General features: G+C 75.6%; 16 protein-coding genes and 1 pseudogene. 9 read left to right on the plus strand and 8 right to left on the minus strand.

Features of this window, described 5'->3' with window-relative positions:
- Positions 1–77 precede the first annotated feature (77 nt).
- The 3 genes from ABQ292_RS17635 (at position 78) to ABQ292_RS17645 (ending at position 2,333) form a co-directional block, all read left to right on the plus strand.
- A complete protein-coding gene (locus ABQ292_RS17635) occupies positions 78–590 on the plus strand; it encodes a universal stress protein (protein ID WP_369208765.1) in 513 nt (170 codons plus the stop codon).
- An 84-nt stretch (positions 591–674) separates the two neighbouring features.
- Positions 675–1,160: a cation:proton antiporter regulatory subunit gene (locus tag ABQ292_RS17640; protein WP_369208767.1), complete on the plus strand. Its 486-nt coding sequence runs from the start codon at positions 675–677 to the stop codon at positions 1,158–1,160.
- A 9-nt stretch (positions 1,161–1,169) separates the two neighbouring features.
- Positions 1,170–2,333 (plus strand): cation:proton antiporter, encoded by a 1,164-nt coding sequence (locus tag ABQ292_RS17645; protein WP_369208769.1) that lies wholly within the window; start codon positions 1,170–1,172, stop codon positions 2,331–2,333.
- A 13-nt stretch (positions 2,334–2,346) separates the two neighbouring features.
- Here ABQ292_RS17645 and ABQ292_RS17650 read toward each other — a convergent pair whose 3' ends face one another.
- The 8 genes and pseudogenes from ABQ292_RS17650 to ABQ292_RS17685 all read right to left on the minus strand — a co-directional run bounded on the left by ABQ292_RS17650 (position 2,347) and on the right by ABQ292_RS17685 (position 11,210).
- Positions 2,347–3,264: an ABC transporter permease gene (locus tag ABQ292_RS17650; RefSeq protein WP_369208771.1), complete on the minus strand. Its 918-nt coding sequence runs from the start codon at positions 3,262–3,264 to the stop codon at positions 2,347–2,349.
- The gene (locus tag ABQ292_RS17655) at positions 3,261–4,157 is read right to left on the minus strand and encodes an ABC transporter ATP-binding protein (RefSeq protein WP_369208773.1); all 897 of its coding nucleotides are present in this window, start codon (positions 4,155–4,157) and stop codon (positions 3,261–3,263) included. The genes ABQ292_RS17650 and ABQ292_RS17655 overlap by 4 nt, the downstream gene beginning before the upstream one ends.
- A gap of 68 nt (positions 4,158–4,225) precedes the next feature.
- On the minus strand, positions 4,226–5,311 hold the full coding sequence (locus ABQ292_RS17660) for a hypothetical protein (protein WP_369208775.1): 1,086 nt from the start codon (positions 5,309–5,311) through the stop codon (positions 4,226–4,228).
- Positions 5,295–5,903, minus strand: a complete 609-nt coding sequence (locus ABQ292_RS17665) for an RNA polymerase sigma factor (protein ID WP_369208777.1) — start codon at positions 5,901–5,903, stop codon at positions 5,295–5,297. The genes ABQ292_RS17660 and ABQ292_RS17665 overlap by 17 nt, the downstream gene beginning before the upstream one ends.
- A 96-nt stretch (positions 5,904–5,999) precedes the next feature.
- Complete coding sequence (locus ABQ292_RS17670; protein WP_369208779.1) at positions 6,000–6,440, minus strand: ATP-binding protein; 441 nt, start codon at positions 6,438–6,440, stop codon at positions 6,000–6,002.
- Positions 6,441–6,638: 198 nt separating this feature from the next.
- Positions 6,639–8,184: pseudogene (locus ABQ292_RS17675) on the minus strand (CocE/NonD family hydrolase).
- A 56-nt stretch (positions 8,185–8,240) separates the two neighbouring features.
- On the minus strand, positions 8,241–9,506 hold the full coding sequence (gene phaZ / locus ABQ292_RS17680) for a polyhydroxyalkanoate depolymerase (protein ID WP_369208781.1): 1,266 nt from the start codon (positions 9,504–9,506) through the stop codon (positions 8,241–8,243).
- A gap of 111 nt (positions 9,507–9,617) precedes the next feature.
- The gene (locus ABQ292_RS17685; protein WP_369208783.1) at positions 9,618–11,210 is read right to left on the minus strand and encodes an acyl-CoA synthetase; all 1,593 of its coding nucleotides are present in this window, start codon (positions 11,208–11,210) and stop codon (positions 9,618–9,620) included.
- Between the two features lie 492 nt (positions 11,211–11,702).
- On the opposite strand from ABQ292_RS17685, the gene ABQ292_RS17690 reads away from it, so the two are divergent.
- The 6 genes from ABQ292_RS17690 (at position 11,703) to ABQ292_RS17715 (ending at position 17,751) form a co-directional block, all read left to right on the plus strand.
- Positions 11,703–12,491 (plus strand): ABC transporter ATP-binding protein, encoded by a 789-nt coding sequence (locus ABQ292_RS17690; protein ID WP_369208785.1) that lies wholly within the window; start codon positions 11,703–11,705, stop codon positions 12,489–12,491.
- The gene (locus tag ABQ292_RS17695; RefSeq protein WP_369208787.1) at positions 12,479–13,354 is read left to right on the plus strand and encodes an ABC transporter ATP-binding protein; all 876 of its coding nucleotides are present in this window, start codon (positions 12,479–12,481) and stop codon (positions 13,352–13,354) included. Before ABQ292_RS17690 ends, ABQ292_RS17695 begins: the two co-directional genes overlap by 13 nt.
- A complete protein-coding gene (locus ABQ292_RS17700) occupies positions 13,351–14,241 on the plus strand; it encodes a branched-chain amino acid ABC transporter permease (protein ID WP_369208789.1) in 891 nt (296 codons plus the stop codon). The genes ABQ292_RS17695 and ABQ292_RS17700 overlap by 4 nt, the downstream gene beginning before the upstream one ends.
- On the plus strand, positions 14,234–15,472 hold the full coding sequence (locus ABQ292_RS17705; RefSeq protein ID WP_369208791.1) for a branched-chain amino acid ABC transporter permease: 1,239 nt from the start codon (positions 14,234–14,236) through the stop codon (positions 15,470–15,472). Before ABQ292_RS17700 ends, ABQ292_RS17705 begins: the two co-directional genes overlap by 8 nt.
- An 8-nt stretch (positions 15,473–15,480) precedes the next feature.
- Positions 15,481–16,713, plus strand: coding sequence for an ABC transporter substrate-binding protein (locus ABQ292_RS17710; RefSeq protein WP_369208793.1), 1,233 nt, complete (start codon positions 15,481–15,483; stop codon positions 16,711–16,713).
- 213 nt (positions 16,714–16,926) lie between these two features.
- Positions 16,927–17,751: a competence protein CoiA family protein gene (locus tag ABQ292_RS17715; RefSeq protein WP_369208795.1), complete on the plus strand. Its 825-nt coding sequence runs from the start codon at positions 16,927–16,929 to the stop codon at positions 17,749–17,751.
- Positions 17,752–17,827: the final 76 nt, after the last annotated feature.

A 17,827-nucleotide genomic window follows, 5' to 3' on the forward strand; every position in this document is an offset into this window, starting at 1 on the left:
TCGTCCGCCGCCGGACCCTCGCGGTGGGCGCCCTCCCGTCCCGCTGAGGGTCCGGCCCGCGGCCGTAGGCTCCGCCCATGACCGAGCTGACCGACCGAGAGGCGGACGACGACGGCATCGCGGAGGTGGCCGACGTCCCGGGGGGCGTGCTCGTGGGCCACGACGGTTCCGCGTGCGCGCAGGAGGCGCTGCAGTGGGCGGCCGACCTGGCCCTCCGGGCCGGGTACCCGCTGCACGTGCTGCGCGCCTGGAAGATGACCACCGCGCCGCGGCCGGCCACGTGGGAGCCCGGGTACGTGCCGCCGCTCGAGGACTTCGAGACCGCGGTGCGGGAGCAGCTCGAGGCGCACGTGGCGTCCGCAGGACTGGACCCGGCCCTGCCGGTCACCTGCCACGTGACGCACGGCTCGCCGGCCCGGGGGCTGATCGAGTCCGCCGCCCGCGCCGACCTGCTGGTGGTCGGGGCACGGGGGAGGGGTGGGTTCGTCGGTCTGGTGCTCGGCTCGGTGAGCGACCAGTGCGTGCGCCACGCCCCGTGCCCGGTCGTCGTCGTCCGGTCCGGGACCGCGGCGGGCGACGCCGCGGAGTGAGGTCCGCCGCCCCGGGACCGCCGGGGCGATCGGCCACCTGACCGTCCCCGGCCCGCGCGGGTGCGGGCCTGCGACCATGCCGGCATGGACCTCGAGGAGACCATGCTGCCGGGGGTCGGCGTCCGGTACCGGCTGCGGACCCGTGCCGGTGAGGTGCTCGGCATCGTCCTCCGGAGGGAGGGGGCGGCCGAGGTCGCCGTCTACGACCGGCGCGACCCCGACCGGGCGCGCGGCGTGCTGCACCTCGAGCCGGACGAGGTCGAGGCCGTCGCGGAGGTGCTGGGCGCGCCCCGGCTCACCCAGCGCTTCGCCGACCTCTCACGGGAGGTCCCCGGGCTGGAGTCGGGCCGGTTCCCGATCGGTGCGGGCTCGCCCTTCGCCGGCCGCCCGCTGGGCGAGACGCGGGCCCGCACCCTGACCGGCTGCTCGATCGTCGCGATCGTGCGGGACACCGACGTCGTGGCGTCACCGGGGCCGGCCGACCCCCTGCGCCCCGGGGACGTCCTGGTCGCCATCGGCTCGACCCGTGGGCTGGAGGAGCTGGAACGCCGCCTCGCCGGGCCGGCGTAGGTCCCCCCGGTGGACCACGTCGCCCAGCTGCTGGTCGAGCTCGGCCTGCTGTTCACGGGACTGTCCCTGCTCGGCCTGCTGGCCCGTCGCCTCGGGCTGTCCTCGGTGCCGTTCGTGCTGGTCGCCGCGCTCGCGGTGGGGGAGGGCGGGGTCGTCCCGCTGGCCACCTCGGAGCCCTTCATCGAGGCGGCCGCGGAGCTCGGCGTCGTCCTCCTGCTGCTGGCCCTCGGACTGGAGTTCTCCGCCGACGAGCTGTTCGCCTCGCTGCGGCACCACGGCCCCTCGGGGGTGGTCGACCTGCTGCTCAACGCCCCCCCGGGGTTCGTGGCCGGCCTCCTGCTGGGACTGCCCTGGCAGGGGGCGCTGGCGCTGGCCGGCGTCACCTGGATCTCGTCGTCGGGCATCGTCGCCCGACTGCTCGGCGACCTGGGTCGGCTGGCCAACCGGGAGACCCCCGCGGTGCTCTCCGTGCTCGTGCTGGAGGACCTCGCGATGGCGTTGTTCCTGCCGCTGCTCGTCGTCTCGCTCGCCGGTGGGGGGCCGATGACGGCCGTCGCCGGCGCCGGCCTCGCCGTGGCCGCGGTGGCGCTGGCGCTGCTGGCGGCCCAGCGGCAGGGGCACCGGCTCGGCCGGCTGCTGAGCTCGGCCGACGACGAGCAGCTGCTGCTGCGCGTGGTCGGTCTCACCCTGCTGGTCGCCGGGCTCGCCCAGTCGCTGGGGGCGTCCGCGGCCGTGGGCGCCTTCCTCGTGGGCCTCGCGCTGCCGGCGTCATTCGCCGAGCGGGCCCGGTCGGTCCTCGGGCCGCTGCGCGACCTGTTCGCGGCGACCTTCTTCGTCGCCTTCGGGCTGTCCACCGACCCGGCCGCGCTGGTCCCCGTGCTGCCCGCCGTCCTGCTGCTCGCCCTGGTCACGACCGGCACCAAGGTCGCCACCGGCTGGTTCGCCGCGCGGCGCGACGGCATCGCCGTGCCCGGCCGGTGGCGCGCCGGGACGGCGCTGGTGGCCCGGGGTGAGTTCTCCATCGTCGTCGCCGGCCTGGCGGTGGCGGCCGGTCTCCCGGAACTCGGGCCGCTGGCCACCGGGTACGTGCTCGTCCTCGCCGTGGCCGGCCCGCTGCTGACCCGCTTCGTCGAGCCGCGCGGCCGGCCGGCGGTCCCGCGGTCGCTCGCCTGAGCCGGCGTCCGGCTCACACGTCCCGGCGGGTGAACGACAGCGCGGCGAGGACCCCGATGAGGGCGATCCACACGACCACCCAGGCCAGGTAGCCGGCACTGAGCGGCGCGACGCCGAGGAACGGTGAGCCCTCGAAGTCGGCACCGAACGAGCTCAGCGCCGTCGAGTCCTGGAAGGCGTGCATCGCGCCGCGCCAGAGCCCGTCGGTGGGCAGCAGCATCCGCGAGACCGTGCCCACCTGGGCCACGCCGTCGTTGCCGACGACCTCGCCGACGCTGCCGACGACGCCGGCCACCCAGGTCGCGCCGAACAGGCCGACCGCGACGATGCCCGAGGCCATGGGCGAGACGGCGGTGGACAGCAGCAGCGCGAGCGTCATCAGCACCGTCGTCTGCGCGGCGAGCAGCAGCAGACCGGTGAGCGGGTCGGGTGGCCAGTAGCCGACCGTCACCTGCACGACGAGGAACTGCGCCAGCCCCGCGACGGCGACGAAGCCGCTGCCGAAGACCACCAGCCCCAGCCACTTGCCGAGCAGCACGGTGGCGCGGCGCACCGGCCGGGCGAGCACCGACAGCGCCATGCCCGACTCGACCTCGCCGGACAGCGTCGGCCCGGCGAGGAACGCCGTGCCCAGCGCGGCGATGAGGCTCAGGCCGAACATCACGAGGTTGAGCAGCTGCGAGGCGACCAGCCGGGCCTCGCCGCTGGTCAGCGCGCCGAACTCCGGGTCGACCGCCGCCAGCTTCGCGAAGCCCCAGGCCGACAGACCGAGCAGCGCGACCGTGAGCACCCCCAGCGCGCGCAGCACCTTGCGGCGGGCCGCCTCGCGCAGCGTCAGCCCGGCGACGGTCAGGACGGTCGCGACCCCGCCTCTCACCCGCTCGCCGGCCCTCCGGCCGGCCGTGCCCCGGTCGTGCGCGAGCCCGGTCACGGGTGCTCCTCCCGCAGGATGCCGAGCAGTCGTTCCTCCAGGCTGATCCGCACGGGCTCGACCGCGTGCACCCGCACGCCCAGGCCCACCAGGTCGGCGACCAGCCCCGGGACGAGGGACCCGTCGTCGTCGGCCGGCAGGGCGACGGTGAACTCCTCGCCGGTGCGGTGCAGCGCGCCGACCGCGGACATGCGGGCCTCCGCGGCGGCACCCACACCACCCAGGCGCAGCCGCACCTCCCGCTGGCCGAGCAGCTCCGCGAGCGTGCCGGAGGCGGCGACCCGCCCCCGGTCGAGGATCACCACCCGGTCGCAGACCCGCTCGACCTCGCCGATGAGGTGCGAGTTGAGCAGCACCGCCACCCCGCGCTCCCTGAGCGAGAGCACGATGTCGCGGACGTCGACCCGCCCGAGCGGGTCCAGCGCGCTGGTCGGCTCGTCGAGGACGACGAGCTCCGGGCGCGCGACGAGCGCCACGGCCAGGCCCAGCCGCTGCTGCATGCCCTTGGAGAAGCCGCCGACCCGGTCGCCGGCCCGCTCGGCCAGGCCCACCAGCGCCAGGCACTGCCGCTGCTCCTCGGCGGGGACCCGGGCGCCGGCCAGCCGCACGTGCAGGGCGAGCACCTCCGCTGCCGTCAGCCACGGCTGGTACCGGAACAGCTCGGGCAGGTAGCCGACCCGCTCGCGCGCCCGGGGGTCCCGTCCCCGCCGGCCGAGGAGCAGCACCTCGCCGGCGTCGGGGCGCACCAGCCCGAGCAGCATCTTGATCACGCTCGTCTTGCCGGCGCCGTTGGGCCCGAGCAGGCCCAGCACCTCGCCGCGGCCGACGGTGAAGGAGACGCCGTCGACCGCGGTCCGCCGTCCGTACCGCTTGCGCAGCCCCGAGCACCACACCGCCGGGGACGGCGGCAGCTGCGCGAGCAGCTGGTCGGCGTCCCCGGCGGTGGTGGTGCCGACGGTGGTCAGCGCAGGCCCCGGGCGACGGCGAGGACCTCGTCCTCGCTCAGCGAGCCGGCGACCCCGGTGACGACGCCGTCCTCGACCCAGACCACGCCGGTCACGGTGCCGTCCCGGGTGGCCAGGACGGTGGCCTCGTGGCCTCCGACGTCCGCGGTGGAGGAGGTGGCCAGCTCGGCGGGGACCGGCAGCGGCAGGGTGGTGCCGTCGGCGGTGAAGTCCTCCAGCTGCGCCGCCAGCTCGTCGGGCAGGCCCGGGAGGGACAGCAGGTACTCGCGCGCGGTCTCGAACGGGACGCCGGAGGAGAACGCGCTGGGCGCAGTCACCCGGGCGACGACGAGCGCCGGCACGCCCCGTGCCTCGGACCACACCGCGGCGACACCCGGACCGGCCATCAGCCGGAACGTGCTGCCGTCGAGCCCGGCCGGCGGGGGCGGCAGTGTCTCGCCGGCCGCGGCGGCCGCCTGTGCGGCCCGGTCGGCGGAGAAGGTGAACTCCGCGACGGCCTGCCCGCCCACGGTGTAGGCCGGCTCGCCGGTCACCCCGGCGGGGAGGGCGTCGACGTGCGGGACGTCGAGGCCGGTCTCCTCCGCGGCGGCCGCGGCGTCGGCGACCTCGTGCACGCCGGGCTCGGTGACCAGCACGAGTTCGCCGTAGGCGGAGAGGTCGGGCAGCCCGACCAGGTCGGTGCTGCTGACCGGCAGCGCGGCGACCTCCTCGGTGCGGAAGACCTGCAGCCAGTCGGCGGCGGCCGCGGCACCGGCCCCGCCCAGGACCAGGGCGACGCCGAGGGCGGCGGCCACGGGGCTGCGGAGGGCCCTGCGCCACCGCCGGGCCGGCGCGGGAGCGGGCGCGGCCGCCCGGCCCCGGGCGTCGGCGGCGACGTGTGCGGAGAACCGCCGCCACGCCAGGTCGACGTCAGGGGTGGCGGCCGAGGACAGCGCGGCCGTGGCGGCCGCGGCGTCCTCCCGGACGGCGGACAGGCCGCGCAGGCACTGGGCGCAGCCGGCGACGTGGGTGCGGTCGTCGTCGGGGACGCCGGCCGGCTCGTCGAGCAGGCGGCGCAACGTCCCGTCAGTGGGATGGCGCATGGCGGGTCAACTCCTCGCGAAGGGCGGACTCGGCGCGTCGCACGGTCGTGCCGACGCTGCCGGGGGAGAGGTCGAGGGCGGCCGCCACGTCGGCGTAGCTCAGGCCGCTGTGCCGCAGGACGAGGGCGACGGCCTGCCGGCGTGGCAGCCGGGCGAGTGCGGCACGCACCCGGCCGTGCTCCTCGCGGACGACGACGGCGTCGGCGACGTCGGGGGCGAGTGGTCCCCCACCCGTCCAGCCGTCCGCGGCGGCCTCCTCGCGGGCCGCGCGGCGGCGGCCCGAGCGGAGGTGGTTGAGCGCCGTGTGGGCGGCGGCGACCGCCAGCCAGCGCGGTGCCTCGGCGGCCGGGACGGACGTGCGGCCGAAGGCCAGGAAGGTCTCCTGGGCGACGTCCTCGGCCTCGTCCCGGGAGCCGAGGACGCGGGCGGCGACCCCGACGACCCCCGGGTAACAGGCGCGGAAGACCTGCTCCAGGTCGGCCCGGACGGCGCCCCCCGCACCTGCCACGGTCCCGTCCCTCCGCTCGGCGCGCCCCGGCGCGACCCCGCGCACCGCGGCGGCCGACAGGGCGGCGACCGGTGCCTGCCTCATGACGTCCACACCCTTACAGCACCGCCGCCGTCCCGGATGTGACACGCGCCCGTGCCGGGGCACGGACCGGGCCGGACGCCCGGGGTGGGTGGGAGGTCAGCCGGACGCGGCCGGCCGCACGCAGGCCCACACGTGCTTGCGCGCCGGGTCGCTCCACCAGCCGTGGGTGGCGCTGAGCAGGGCCACCATGGGCAGCCCCAGCCCGCCCAGGGCGGGGTCGCGGTCGAGCGCCGGAGCGGGACAGCGGTCGGGTGCCGCGTCGGTGACGTCGACCAGCCAGCCGGCACCGTCGTGCGTGACGGTGACGTGCACCGGCAGGTCCCCGTGCCGCAGGCCGTTGGACGTCAGCTCCTCGAAGGCCAGGAGCAGCCGGGCGAGGTCGTCGGCGTCGGCCCGCGGCGGGGACGTCAGGCGCCGCAGCTCGTCGTGCAGCCGTCCCCGGTGCCGGGTGAGGTCGGCGACGGCGGCGATGTCGCCCTCGTACACGGGGGTGGGCAGCGACGGCGGCGGCTGCTCCTGCCAGAGCGGCGCGTCCATGGCCCTCGATCCGTCCTGGCGCCGGTGCGGCCCGGCAGCGGGATCGACGTCGCGGGGCCCGGTCGCGGAGCGTCGTGGTCGCCGGCGGCGTCCAGGGGCCTGTCGAGCTGGACGGTGGCCGGCGTGGTCCGGACGCTACGCGCACCCGGACCGCGCGGGTGGGGGGCCGGCCGGGCTGGGACCCGCCTGTCGGTCCCCTCAGCGCAGGACGGGGAGCTCCAGCCGCGACGGGTGCGCGGCGTCGTGGAACACCTCGAACCGGCACGGGCGGCCGGTGGTGGCGGTGCCGAGCGGCTCACCGGTGCCGGGGTTGCGGGCGAAGCGCGGGAACGCCCTCCCGGCGACCTGCACCCGCAGCCGGTGCCCGGCGCGCACGCGGTAGGCGGTGGGGAACAGCCCGACGTCGACGGCCAGCACGCCGTCCTCGCCGACCGTGACGTCGTCGGCGGGGACGGTGCGGGGGTCGAGCCGGCGGATGCCGTCGACGACGTTGCGCGAGACGCCGTCGGGGTCGACGTCGCACAGCCGCACCGGCCCGGTGAACACCAGGACGTCGTCGCGCGCCTCGACGGCGGCGTTGTCGGCCTGCTTGCCCGGGGGCTGCAGCAGCGGCCCCGCCGACCGTGGGCGTCGCGTCGGCGGGATCGTGGGTGAAGCTGCGCGGGTCGCCGTCGCCGGCCTCCTCGGTGAGCCCGCCGCCGGCGCGCCGGTGGTGGGCGACCGGCCGGCTGCCGGGCGGTGGCCACGACTGCGACTCCAGCCACGTCCCGGCCTGCTGCAGGTACAGCCGCACCGGCGCTCCCGTCGGCGCCGGGCCGCCGCGGAGGTGGTGGTGCAGCCAGGCCATGTCGCTGCGCAGCGCCGCCCTCGGCTCGGCCGGCTCGCCGTGCAGCCAGGGCCCGACGGTGATCCGGGCCGGCACCCCCGCCGCGGGCAGCCGGGCGAGGTCGGTGAGCTGGCCGGCCGCGAACAGGTCCCACCAGCCGGTGACCATGTTCACCGGCGGCATCCGCGAGAGGTCGGCGGAGTCGTGGTCGGCGACGTCCCAGAAGGGGTCGCCGGGCCCGGCGTGCGTGGTGAAGTCGCGCCAGAACGGCACCGGCGCGCCGACCACGGTCGTGTCGGCGGCCTGCAGCGGCAGCCGGCGCACCGCCCGCTCGATCCGCGCCCGGTGGCGCGGTGTCGGCACGGCCGGAAGGCCGCCGGCCTCCTGGCGGCCGATCGCCACCGACCAGCTCAGGGCGTTGTGCAGCAGCGGTGCCCCGTTCCCGTAGAAGGCCCGGGTGATCCGCGCGGCGGTGACGTGCGGCGAGACGCACACCAGCGGCGGGTCGGCGTAGGGCGCGACCGCCCACTGGGTGTGCCCGAAGTAGCTGGCACCGGTCATGGCCACCCGGCCGTCGCACCACGGCTGCCCGCGCACCCAGGACAGCGTGGCCAGGCCGTCGTCGTGCTCGGTGGTGAACGGGCGGAAGTGCCCGCCGGAGCCGAACGTCCCGCGGGTGGACTGGATGAACACCTGGAAGCCGCGCCGGGCGAGGGGGGAGGCCAAGGCGTGCGCGAACAGCCCGGCCCGGCCGTAGGGCAGGCGGACGAGCACGACGGGCAGCGGCCCGGTCGCGCCCGCCGGGCGGTAGAGGTCGCCGAGCAGCGACACCTCGCCGGGCACCGGGACCGCGACGTCCCGCTCGACGGTGTACCGCGTCGCCCGCAGCGGCAGCCCCGTGGCCGCGTCCGCGAGCATCCCGCCCAGCCTGGCCAGCACGGACACGGCCCGCCCGCCCCCCTCGCCGGCGGACGTCAGAGCGCGGCGGCCGCCGTCGTCCGGGCACCCTCCTGCGTCCGGGCGGCCTCCTGCTCGGCGACGAAGGCGCGGAAGACCGGGTAGATCTCCTGCTCCCACCGCTTGCCGGCGAACACCCCGTAGTGGCCGGCGCCCTCCTGCAGGTGGTGGCGCCGGCGCTCGGCCGGCAGCCCGGTGCACAGCGCGTGCGCCGCCTCGGTCTGGCCGGGCGAGCACAGGTCGTCCTGGGCGCCCTCGACGGTGAGCAGCGCGGTGCGGGTGATGAGCGAGGGGTCCACGCGCTGCCCCCGCCACGTGAACACGCCACGGGGCAGGTCGTGCTCCATGAAGATCCGCTGCAGCGTCTCCAGGTAGAACTCGGCGGGCACGTCCATGACCGCGCCGTACTCCTCGTAGAAGGAGCGGGTGGCCGCCGCGCGCGCCTCGTCGCCGGCGACCATGGCCCGGTACATCCCGAGGTGGGCGCCGAGGTGCCGGCGGGGGTTCATCGACATGAACGCCGTCAGCTGGGTGACCCCGGGGTAGACCCGGCGCCCGGCGCCGGCGTGGCGGGCGGGGACGGTGGTGGTGAGCAGCCGCTCGTACCGCGACAGCGAGTGGCGGTCGGCGGTGAGGTTGACCCGGTTGGGGTTGACCCGGGTGTCGATGGGACCGGCCATCAGCGTGACGCTGCTGGGCTGCGCCGGGTCGTCGGCCGCGGCCAGCACGGCGACGGCGGCCAGCACCAGCGGCGCCGGCTGGCACACGGCCATGACGTGCGTGTCCCCGCCGAGGTGCCGCAGCGCCTGCAGGACGTGGTCGACGTACTCGTCGAGCCCGAACCGGCCGGCCGACACCGGGACGTCACGGGCGTTGTGCCAGTCGACGACGTACACGTCGTGGTCGGCCAGCAGGGTGCGCACCGTGGGCCGCAACAGCGTGGCGAAGTGCCCGGAGATCGGGCCCACGACCAGCACCCGGGGCTGCTCGCCCACACCCGGCTTGGCGAAGTGCACGACGTCGGCGAACGGCGTCGACAGCGCGGGCTCCACGACCACCTCGGCGCTCCGCCCGCCGACCTCCACCGCGTCGATGCCCCACTCGGGGCGGACGTGGGTGGGGCGTGCGTCGGCCACGACCCGGCAGGCGGCCCGCAGCCGGCGCGGACCCGGCAGCCCGGCCAGCGGCGCCGGCAGGGCCTCGATGGCCCGCGCGGTCAGCGCGGAGGTCGTCCGGGCCGGGGCGGTGAGCCGCTGCTGCCACTCGTAAGCGGTGTAGAGCACGGGTCGGTCTCCCTCGGGGTGCGTGCGCCTGTGGCCCACGCCACAGCTACCCGACGGTAACCGACGGTCCCGCTGCAGGCCCGGCCAGCCCGTCCCCGGCGCGCCGCGCGGTCACCCGGCCAGCCCCGCGTGCGACGTCCGCAGCTCGCGCTTGAGGATCTTCCCACTGGCGTTCTTGGGCAGCGCGTCGGCGAGGACGACGTACCGCGGCGTCTTGAAGCCGGCCAGCCGCTCCCGGCAGAACGCGACGAGCTCCTCGGGCTGCACCGTCGCGCCCTCCCGCGGCACGACCACCGCCGCGACCGCCTCGATCCACCGGGGGTGGGGGATGCCGAAGACGGCGGTCTCGGCCACCGCCGGGTGCTGGTGGAGGACCTCCTCGACCTCGCGGCTGGCCACGTTCTCACCGCCGGTCTTGATCACGTCCTTCTTGCGGTCGACGATCGTGACGTAGCCGTCCTCGTCGGCCACGCCGAGGTCGCCGCTGTGGAACCAGCCGTCGCGGAAGGCCTCCGCGGTCTTCTCCGGGTCGTTCCAGTAGCCGGCGGTGGCGTGCGGGCTGCGGTGCACGATCTCGCCCTCGACGCCGGGGCCCACCGGCCGGCCCAGGTCGTCGACGATGCGGGTCTCGCCGTTGACGCAGGCCGTGCCGGCCGATCCCGGCTTGCGCAGCTGGTCCTCAGGGGAGAGGACCAGGGCGAGCGCGGACATCTCGGTCTGCCCGTAGAAGTTGAACAGCGCCATCCCGGGCAGCCGGCGGCGCAGCTCCTCGACGACGGCGACGGGCATGATCGACGCGCCGTAGTAGCCCTTGGCCAGCGAGGACAGGTCCCGGCGGTCGAAGTCGGGGTGGCGCAGCAGCCCGATCCACACCGTCGGCGGGCAGAACAGGCTGGTGATCCGCTCGCGCTCGACCGTCTCCAGCACGGTGGCCGGGTCGGGCCCGTCGAGCACGACGTTGGTCCCGCCCAGGTAGAGGTTCGGGTTCAGGAAGCAGTGCTGCGCGGCGACGTGGAACAGCGGCAGCGCGTGCAGGGCGACGTCGTCGGCGCCGTAGCGGCCGTCGACGATGCAGCTCACGTACTGGGTGACCAGGCTGCGGCTGGTCATCATCACGCCCTTGGGCCGCGACTCGGTGCCGCTGGTGTACATCAGCTGCAGCACGTCGTCGTCGGCGACCGGCACCTGCGGGGTCGAGGCGTCCGCGTGCGCCGTCCAGGCCTCGAAGGCCTCCCAGCCCTCCGGGAGCGGCCCGCCGTCGCTGCCGAGCACCCCGCGCACCCGCACGGACGGGTCCCGCCCGGACAGCTCGAGCGCCTCCTGCGCCACCGGCAGCAGCGCGGACTCCGCGACGAGGCCGACGGCCGCGGAGTGCTCGAGGACGTAGGCCACCTCACCGGCCCGGAGCATGAAGTTGACCGGGACGGCGATCGCGCCGAGCCGGGCCAGGGCGAAGGTGAGCACCACGTAGCCGTCGTCGTTGTGCGACAGCAGCGCCACCCGGTCGCCCTTGGCCACGCCCCGCGCGGTGAGCGCGTTGGCGGTCCGGTCGACGACCGTGTCGAGCTCGGCGTAGGTGTGGGCACGGTCGCGGTAGCGCAGCGCCGTCTTCCCCGGGGTGCGCGCCGCCGAGCGGTGCAGCAGGTCGCCGAGGGCGTGCCGGCGGGCCCGGGCGACGGTGCTGGTCAGTTCCTGGTCGGACACGGTCGGCCTCCTCGTGCGCGGTCGGGTTCGGGGGAGGGGTGGTCAGGCCGGCGCGCGGTCCCGGACGCAGGAGCCCGGCGCGGCCTCGAGCGGGGGGCGCGCGGCGTTGCCGGGGCGTCGGGCGCCGGCCTGCCCGTCGCCGGGGTCGAGCTCGTCCGGGTCGTGCTCATCGTCGGCTCCGATCGACGCGGCGGACGTGCACCTGTCCTGTGCCTACCCACCCTGTCCAGCCCCGGTGCGGACGTGGGGACCGGCCACCCACCTGATCGGGTGACCGGGGCCGCGCGCACCTCACCTGGGCGGTCGCAATGTGGGCGGCACCCGGCACGTCGGCTCGACGTGTGGGTGGCGGACACACGCGCGACCGGAACTCGAGCGGACGGATCGGGCCCGTATCACCGGCAGGTCACGGTCTGGTGTCCTTGCTGATCAGGACTTGACCGGCCGCCTATCGTTCCGCCGCATGTGGTCTCCGTCACCTCCGGTCCGCCCGTGCTGACCGTCGACTCGCTCCAGGTGACCTACGGCGGCGCGGTCGAGGCCGTCCGCGGGGTCTCCATGGAGGTGCCCGACGGCGCCGTCGTCGCGGTCCTGGGCAGCAACGGCGCGGGCAAGAGCACGCTGCTGCGCACCATCTCCGGCACGCTGCGGCTGCACCGCGGCCGGGTCGACGCCGGCTCGGTGCGCCTCGGCGACGTCGACCTGACCCGCCGCGACCCCGGCCAGATCGTCCGCTCCGGCGTCGTCCAGGTGCCCGAGGGACGGCGCATCTTCGGCCGGCTCACCGTCGAGGAGAACCTCCGCGCCGGCGGCATGGGCAACCGCGACCGCGCCGCCAAGGCCGCCGCCGTCGCCCGCGTGCACGACCTGTTCCCCGTGCTCCAGGAGCGCAGCGGGCAGCGGGCCGGGCTGCTGTCGGGCGGCGAGCAGCAGATGCTCGCCATCGGCCGGGCGCTCATGGCCAGCCCGCGGCTGCTGCTGCTCGACGAGCCCTCGCTCGGCCTGGCACCCCGGGTCATCGGCCAGATCGGCGAGGTGATCGCCGAGATCAACCGGCAGGGGACGTCGGTGCTGCTGGTCGAGCAGAACGCCACCATGGCCCTCGGCGTGGCCGACCGCGCCTACGTCCTCGACGTCGGCAAGGTGTCCTTGGCCGGGGACGCCCGCGAGCTCGCCCGGACCGACGAGGTGCAGCGGCTCTACCTCGGCCACACCGGCGCCGCCCCCGAGACGCGGGCCGCCGCCGCGCCCCGCCGCACGCTGTCCCGGTGGACGGCGTGACCGGCCCGCAGGCGGTGGACGGCGCGGTCCGCCCCGACGTCCCGCCGGTCGAGGTCGAGCACGTCAGCGTCGCGTTCGGGGCCATCCGGGCGCTCAACGACGTCTCCTTCACCGTCGCCCCCGGCGCGATCCACGCCGTCATCGGCCCCAACGGCGCCGGCAAGTCGACGCTGTTCAACGTCCTCTCCGGCGTCTACCGGGCCACCGAGGGCGAGGTCCGCTTCGGAGACGCCCGGCTGGACCAGATGCGGCCCTTCCAGATCGCCGGCGTCGGGGTGGCCCGGGCGTTCCAGAACATCGCGCTGTCCGGTGCGCAGACGGTCGCCGAGAACCTGATGCTCGGCCGGCACCACCTGACGAAGGCCGGGTTCCTGTCCTCGGGGCTCCGCCTGCCGCGCGCCACCCGCGAGGGCAGGGTGCACGGACAGCGGATCCGGGAGATCGCGGAGTTCCTCGACCTCGGCGACAAGCTGCACACCCCCGTCGGCGTGCTGTCCTACGGCGACCAGAAGCGCGTCGAGGTCGCCCGCGCGCTGTGCATCGAGCCGCGGCTGCTGCTCCTCGACGAGCCGGTCGCCGGCATGAACGCCCAGGAGACCACCCGGATGGCCGACGCGATCCGGGAGATCCGCTCGGCGCTGGGGATCTCGGTCATCCTCGTCGAGCACGACATGGGGATGGTCATGTCCCTGGCCGACCGGGTGACCGTCCTCGACTTCGGCCGGCGCATCGCCGACGGCACGCCGGCGGAGGTGCAGTCCGACCCCGAGGTCATCCGCGCCTACCTCGGCTCGGGCAACGAGGACAACCCCGCGGACGCGGTCGTCCACCACTCCACCGACGCCACGGGGAGCTCGTCGTGACCCAGTTCCTGTCCCTCCTGCTCAACGGCATCTCGCTGGGCGCCATCTACGCGCTCATCGCCCTGGGCTTCGTGATCATCTTCAAGGCCAGCGAGGTCGTCAGCTTCACCCACGGGTCGCTGCTGCTGCTCGGCGCCTACACGATCGCCCGGCTGTCGGACACGCTCGGGTTCCTGCCCGCGGTGCTGGTCGGCATCCTGGTCACGGCGCTGGCCGCGTTCCTCGTCGAGCGGTTCATCATCAACCGGCTCCGCGGCGCCCCGGTGATCAGCCTGGCCATCGTCACCATCGGCGTCGACATCATCCTGCTCACCGAGCTGATCCGGCAGATCGGCCCGGACATCCTCAACGTGCCGCACCCGTGGGGCGGGGACTCCGTCCGCATCGGCGGCATCGGCATCAGCGAGAACCGGCTGATCGCGATGGGCGTCGCCGGGGTGCTGATCGTCGCGTTCTTCGCCGCCTTCAAGTACTCCAGCTGGGGCGTGGCGATGCGCGCGTCGGCCGAGGACGGCGAGGCGGCGGCGCTGATGGGCATCCGGCAGGGCCGGGTCTCGGCGCTGGCGTGGGTGGTCGCCGGCATCCTCGCCGCGGTCGCGGCGCTGTTCCTGGTCGGTGCGCCGACCCCGGGCGTGAGCGCGGCCGCCTACACCGTCGCGCTGCGCGCCTTCCCGGCGGCGATCCTCGGCGGCCTGGACTCCACCGGCGGCGCGCTGGTGGGCGGGCTGCTCATCGGGATCACCGAGGCCCTCGCCGCCGGCTACCAGGAGCAGCTGTCCTTCCTGGGCCGCGGCTTCGGCGAGGTCGCCCCCTACGTCGTGATGATCATCGTGCTGCTGGTCCGCCCCTCCGGCCTGTTCGGGACCAAGGAGCTGACACGTGTCTGACACCCTCTCCGTACCGGCCGGCGCCTCCCGCTCGACCACCACCCCGGCCGGGTCCGGGCCCCGGCGCTCGCCGATGCGGTTCCTCCAGCCGCTGCTCCTCGTCGCGCTCCTGGTCGTGCTGCTGGTCCTCCCGCTCTACGTGGAGGAGTTCTGGCTGCGCACCGGCTTCGCCGTCGCCGGGGCGATCGTCGGCGCCATCGGCCTGAACCTGCTGGTCGGCACCACCGGGCAGCTGTCGCTGGCGCACGCGTTCTTCCTCGCCGTCGGGGCGGTCAGCTACACGTTCATCTCCGGTGAGTCCGGCGGCCTGGGCACGCGGGCCGCCCTGCGCGGGCTCGAGCTGCCGCCGATCGTCGGCATGGTGGTGGGCGTCCTGCTCGCGGGCCTCGCCGGGCTGCTGTTCAGCCCGATCGCGGCCCGGCTGCGCGGCATCTACCTCGGCGTCGCCTCGCTCGGCCTGGTGTTCATCGGCGTCCACGTGCTCAACACCTGGACGCCGGTCACCGGCGGGTTCAACGGGCGCTCGGTGCCGGAGTTCTCGCTGTTCGGCTTCACCTTCGGCAACAGCGACCCGCAGCTGTTCGTCCTCGGTGTCCCGTTCCGGGAGGCCGAGCGGCTCTGGTACCTCGGCATCGTCCTGGCCCTGGTCGCCTACCTCTTCGCCCGCAACCTGCTGCGCAGCCGGCCCGGCCGGGCGCTGCAGACCCTGCGCGACAGCGAGGTGGCCGCCTCGGTCATGGGCGTCAACGTCCAGGCCTACAAGGCGCGGGTGTTCCTGGTCAGCTCCATGTACGCGGGGCTGTCCGGGGTCATGTACGCGCTGTCGATCGGCAGCATCGCGCCGGAGTCCTTCGGTCTCACCGTCTCGATCCTCTACCTGGCGATGATCGTGCTGGGCGGGCTCGGCTCGGTCGCCGGCGCGGCCCTGGGCGCGGCCTTCGTCACCGCGCTGCCGCTGGTCTTCCAGCAGTTCGCCGACGTCCTGCCCCTGGTCAGCGCGCCCGGGGAGGGCGGCATCTCCGCCGGCGTGGCCGCCCGCTACCTCTTCGGCGCCGCGATCATCCTCGTCGTCCTCTTCGAGCCCGGCGGCCTGGCCGGGTTCGCCAACCGCTTCCGCCGCCGGGGACGCAGTCCCGGCCGCGGATCCCCGAGCGCCGCCGCGGGCTCGGACCCGAGCACCACCGTCCCCGAACCGTCCGATCCACCCACACGAGGGAGCAGCACCACATGAGAGCAGGAATGCGTCTACGGGGGGCCACCGTCCTGGCCGCTGCCGTCGTCGTCGCGGTCAGCGGCTGCAGCACCCGGGCACCGGAGAGCGGCGGCGGCGGGGGAGGCGGAGGGAGCGAGGGGGACGTCGCCACCGACGTCGGCATCGAGGGCACCACGATCCGGCTCGGTGTGCTCACCGACCTGACCGGCGTCTTCGCCGCGCTGGGCCAGGACATCACCAACGGCAACACGCTGTACTGGCAGGACAACCAGGTCTGCGAGACCTACGACGTCGAGCTCGACATCCAGGACACCACCTACGTGCCGCAGACGGGCGTGCAGCTCTACAGCGGGATGAAGGACAACATCCTGGCGATGCAGCAGACGATCGGGTCGCCGATCAACACCGCGCTCGCGCCGGAGTACGAGGCCGACCAGATCGTCAACTTCCCGTCGGCCTGGGCGCGGACGCTGACCGAGATCCCGGGCACCGGCGTCCTCGGCGCCACCTACGACGTGGAGCTTGCCAACGGCTACCAGTACCTGTTCGACCAGGGGCTGCTGCAGGACGGCGACACCGTCGGGCACATCTACTTCGAGGGCGAGTACGGGGAGAACGGCCTGGCCGGCACCCGCGCCGTCGCCGAGGCCCGGGGCCTGGAGGTGGTGGAGGCGCAGATCAAGTCCACCGACCAGGACATGTCGGCGCAGGTCACCCAGTTCGCCTCGGCGGGCGTGGACGCCATCGTCCTGACCGTCGCGCCCACGCAGACCGCCTCGGCGGCCGCGGTGGCGCAGGCCTCGGGCCTCGACGTGCCGATCCTGGGCAGCAACCCGGTCTTCGCGCCCGGCCTGCTGCAGGGCCCGACCGCGCAGTGGCTCAAGGACCACCTGTACGTGGCCTCGCCGATCACGGCGTGGGAGGCCGAGCCCGAGCTGCTCGAGCAGTACCAGGCCGCCTACCCGAACACCACGCCGAGCCTCGGCGCGATCTTCGGGTACGCCATGGGTGACGTCATGAACCAGGTGCTGACCGCGGCCTGCGAGAACGGCGACCTCACCCGCGAGGGCGTCACGGCGGCGTTCGCCGAGCTGACCGACATCGACACCGGCGGGTTGCTCGTGCCGATCGAGGCGTTCGAGACGGGGGTGTCGCCCAGCACGCAGAGCTTCGTCCTGCGGCCGGCCGACGTCCCGGGTGGCGCCGAGGTCGTGCAGGACGCCTTCGAGGGCGAGCTCGCCACCGACCTGGCCGGCTGACGGAAGGACCCCCTGCCCCCGCCACTCGCCAGCTCGCGGCGGGACCCTGCAGGGGGCCGTTCCAGTACCCCACCGACCGGCGCTCCCTCTTCTCCGGGGGGAGCGCCGGTCGCGTGTCCGGGCCCCGGGCTCCGCCACGGGCGAGGGCCGCCGCGGGGCGGTTCTGTCGGGGTCCCCGCCTACGGTCGCGTCTGCCGAGCCGAGGAGGGCGCCGTGTCCACCGAGCTGCTGTGGGCGGTCACCGACGGGCCGACGGGGACGCACGCCGTCACCGTGCCGGAGGACCGGTGGGCCGCGCGCCGGCTCCAGCAGCACGACGACCTCTGGTGCGCGCGCCAGGCCGGCGGCTGCGGCGGGCGGCTCGTCCTGCGCACCGGCGCGGGAGCGCGGCCGCACCTCGAGCACGACGGCGCCGTCGCGTGCGCCTTCACCGCCGCCGGCGGTACGGGCGTCCTCGCCGACCGCGCGTACGAGCACCTCCGGTACCAGCACGTCCTGACGGCGTGGCTCTCCGGGCAGGGCCACCGCCCGCAGGTGGGGGAGACCCGCCACCGGGACGGCAGCACCGACCTGCACCTCGCGGTGGGCGACGCCGGACAGGCCCTGGAGGTCGCGCTGGCACCCCTGCCGGACGTCGCCTGGCGTCGGCGCGACGACCGGCTGCGCGCCCGCTTCCCGCACGTGACCTGGCTCTTCGGCCCCGCCGCCGATACTGCCGCGGACACCGAGGCAGCCGTGCGCGGCGTGTCCCTCGTGCTCCGGCGCCACGGCGCCGACCTCACGGTCGGCGTCCGGGACGTCGCGGGCGGCACGCGCTGGGTGCGGCTGTCGGCCTGCTCGCTGACGGCCGACGGCCTCTCCGTACCGGGTACGGACGACGCCCGCACCCTGCACGCCCGGCGCCGCGCGGACCGCGAGGAGTCGGCCCGGCTCAGGGCACGGCAGGCCACGCGGGAGCCGGGGGAGGGAGGAGGCGGTCGCCGGCCCGCCGGGCGTCCGTGGGCGGCGCTGCTGCCGCCGCTGCCCTTCCCCGGCTGACCCGGCCGGCGGGCTGTGCACGTGTCGCGGTCGTCGGCCCGCCGGGAGCGCGGTGTGTGCACACAGCGTGGACCCG

Origin of the sequence: Geodermatophilus maliterrae, from assembly GCF_041018925.1 — a bacterium.
In the GTDB taxonomy this organism is placed as follows: domain Bacteria; phylum Actinomycetota; class Actinomycetes; order Mycobacteriales; family Geodermatophilaceae; genus Geodermatophilus; species Geodermatophilus maliterrae.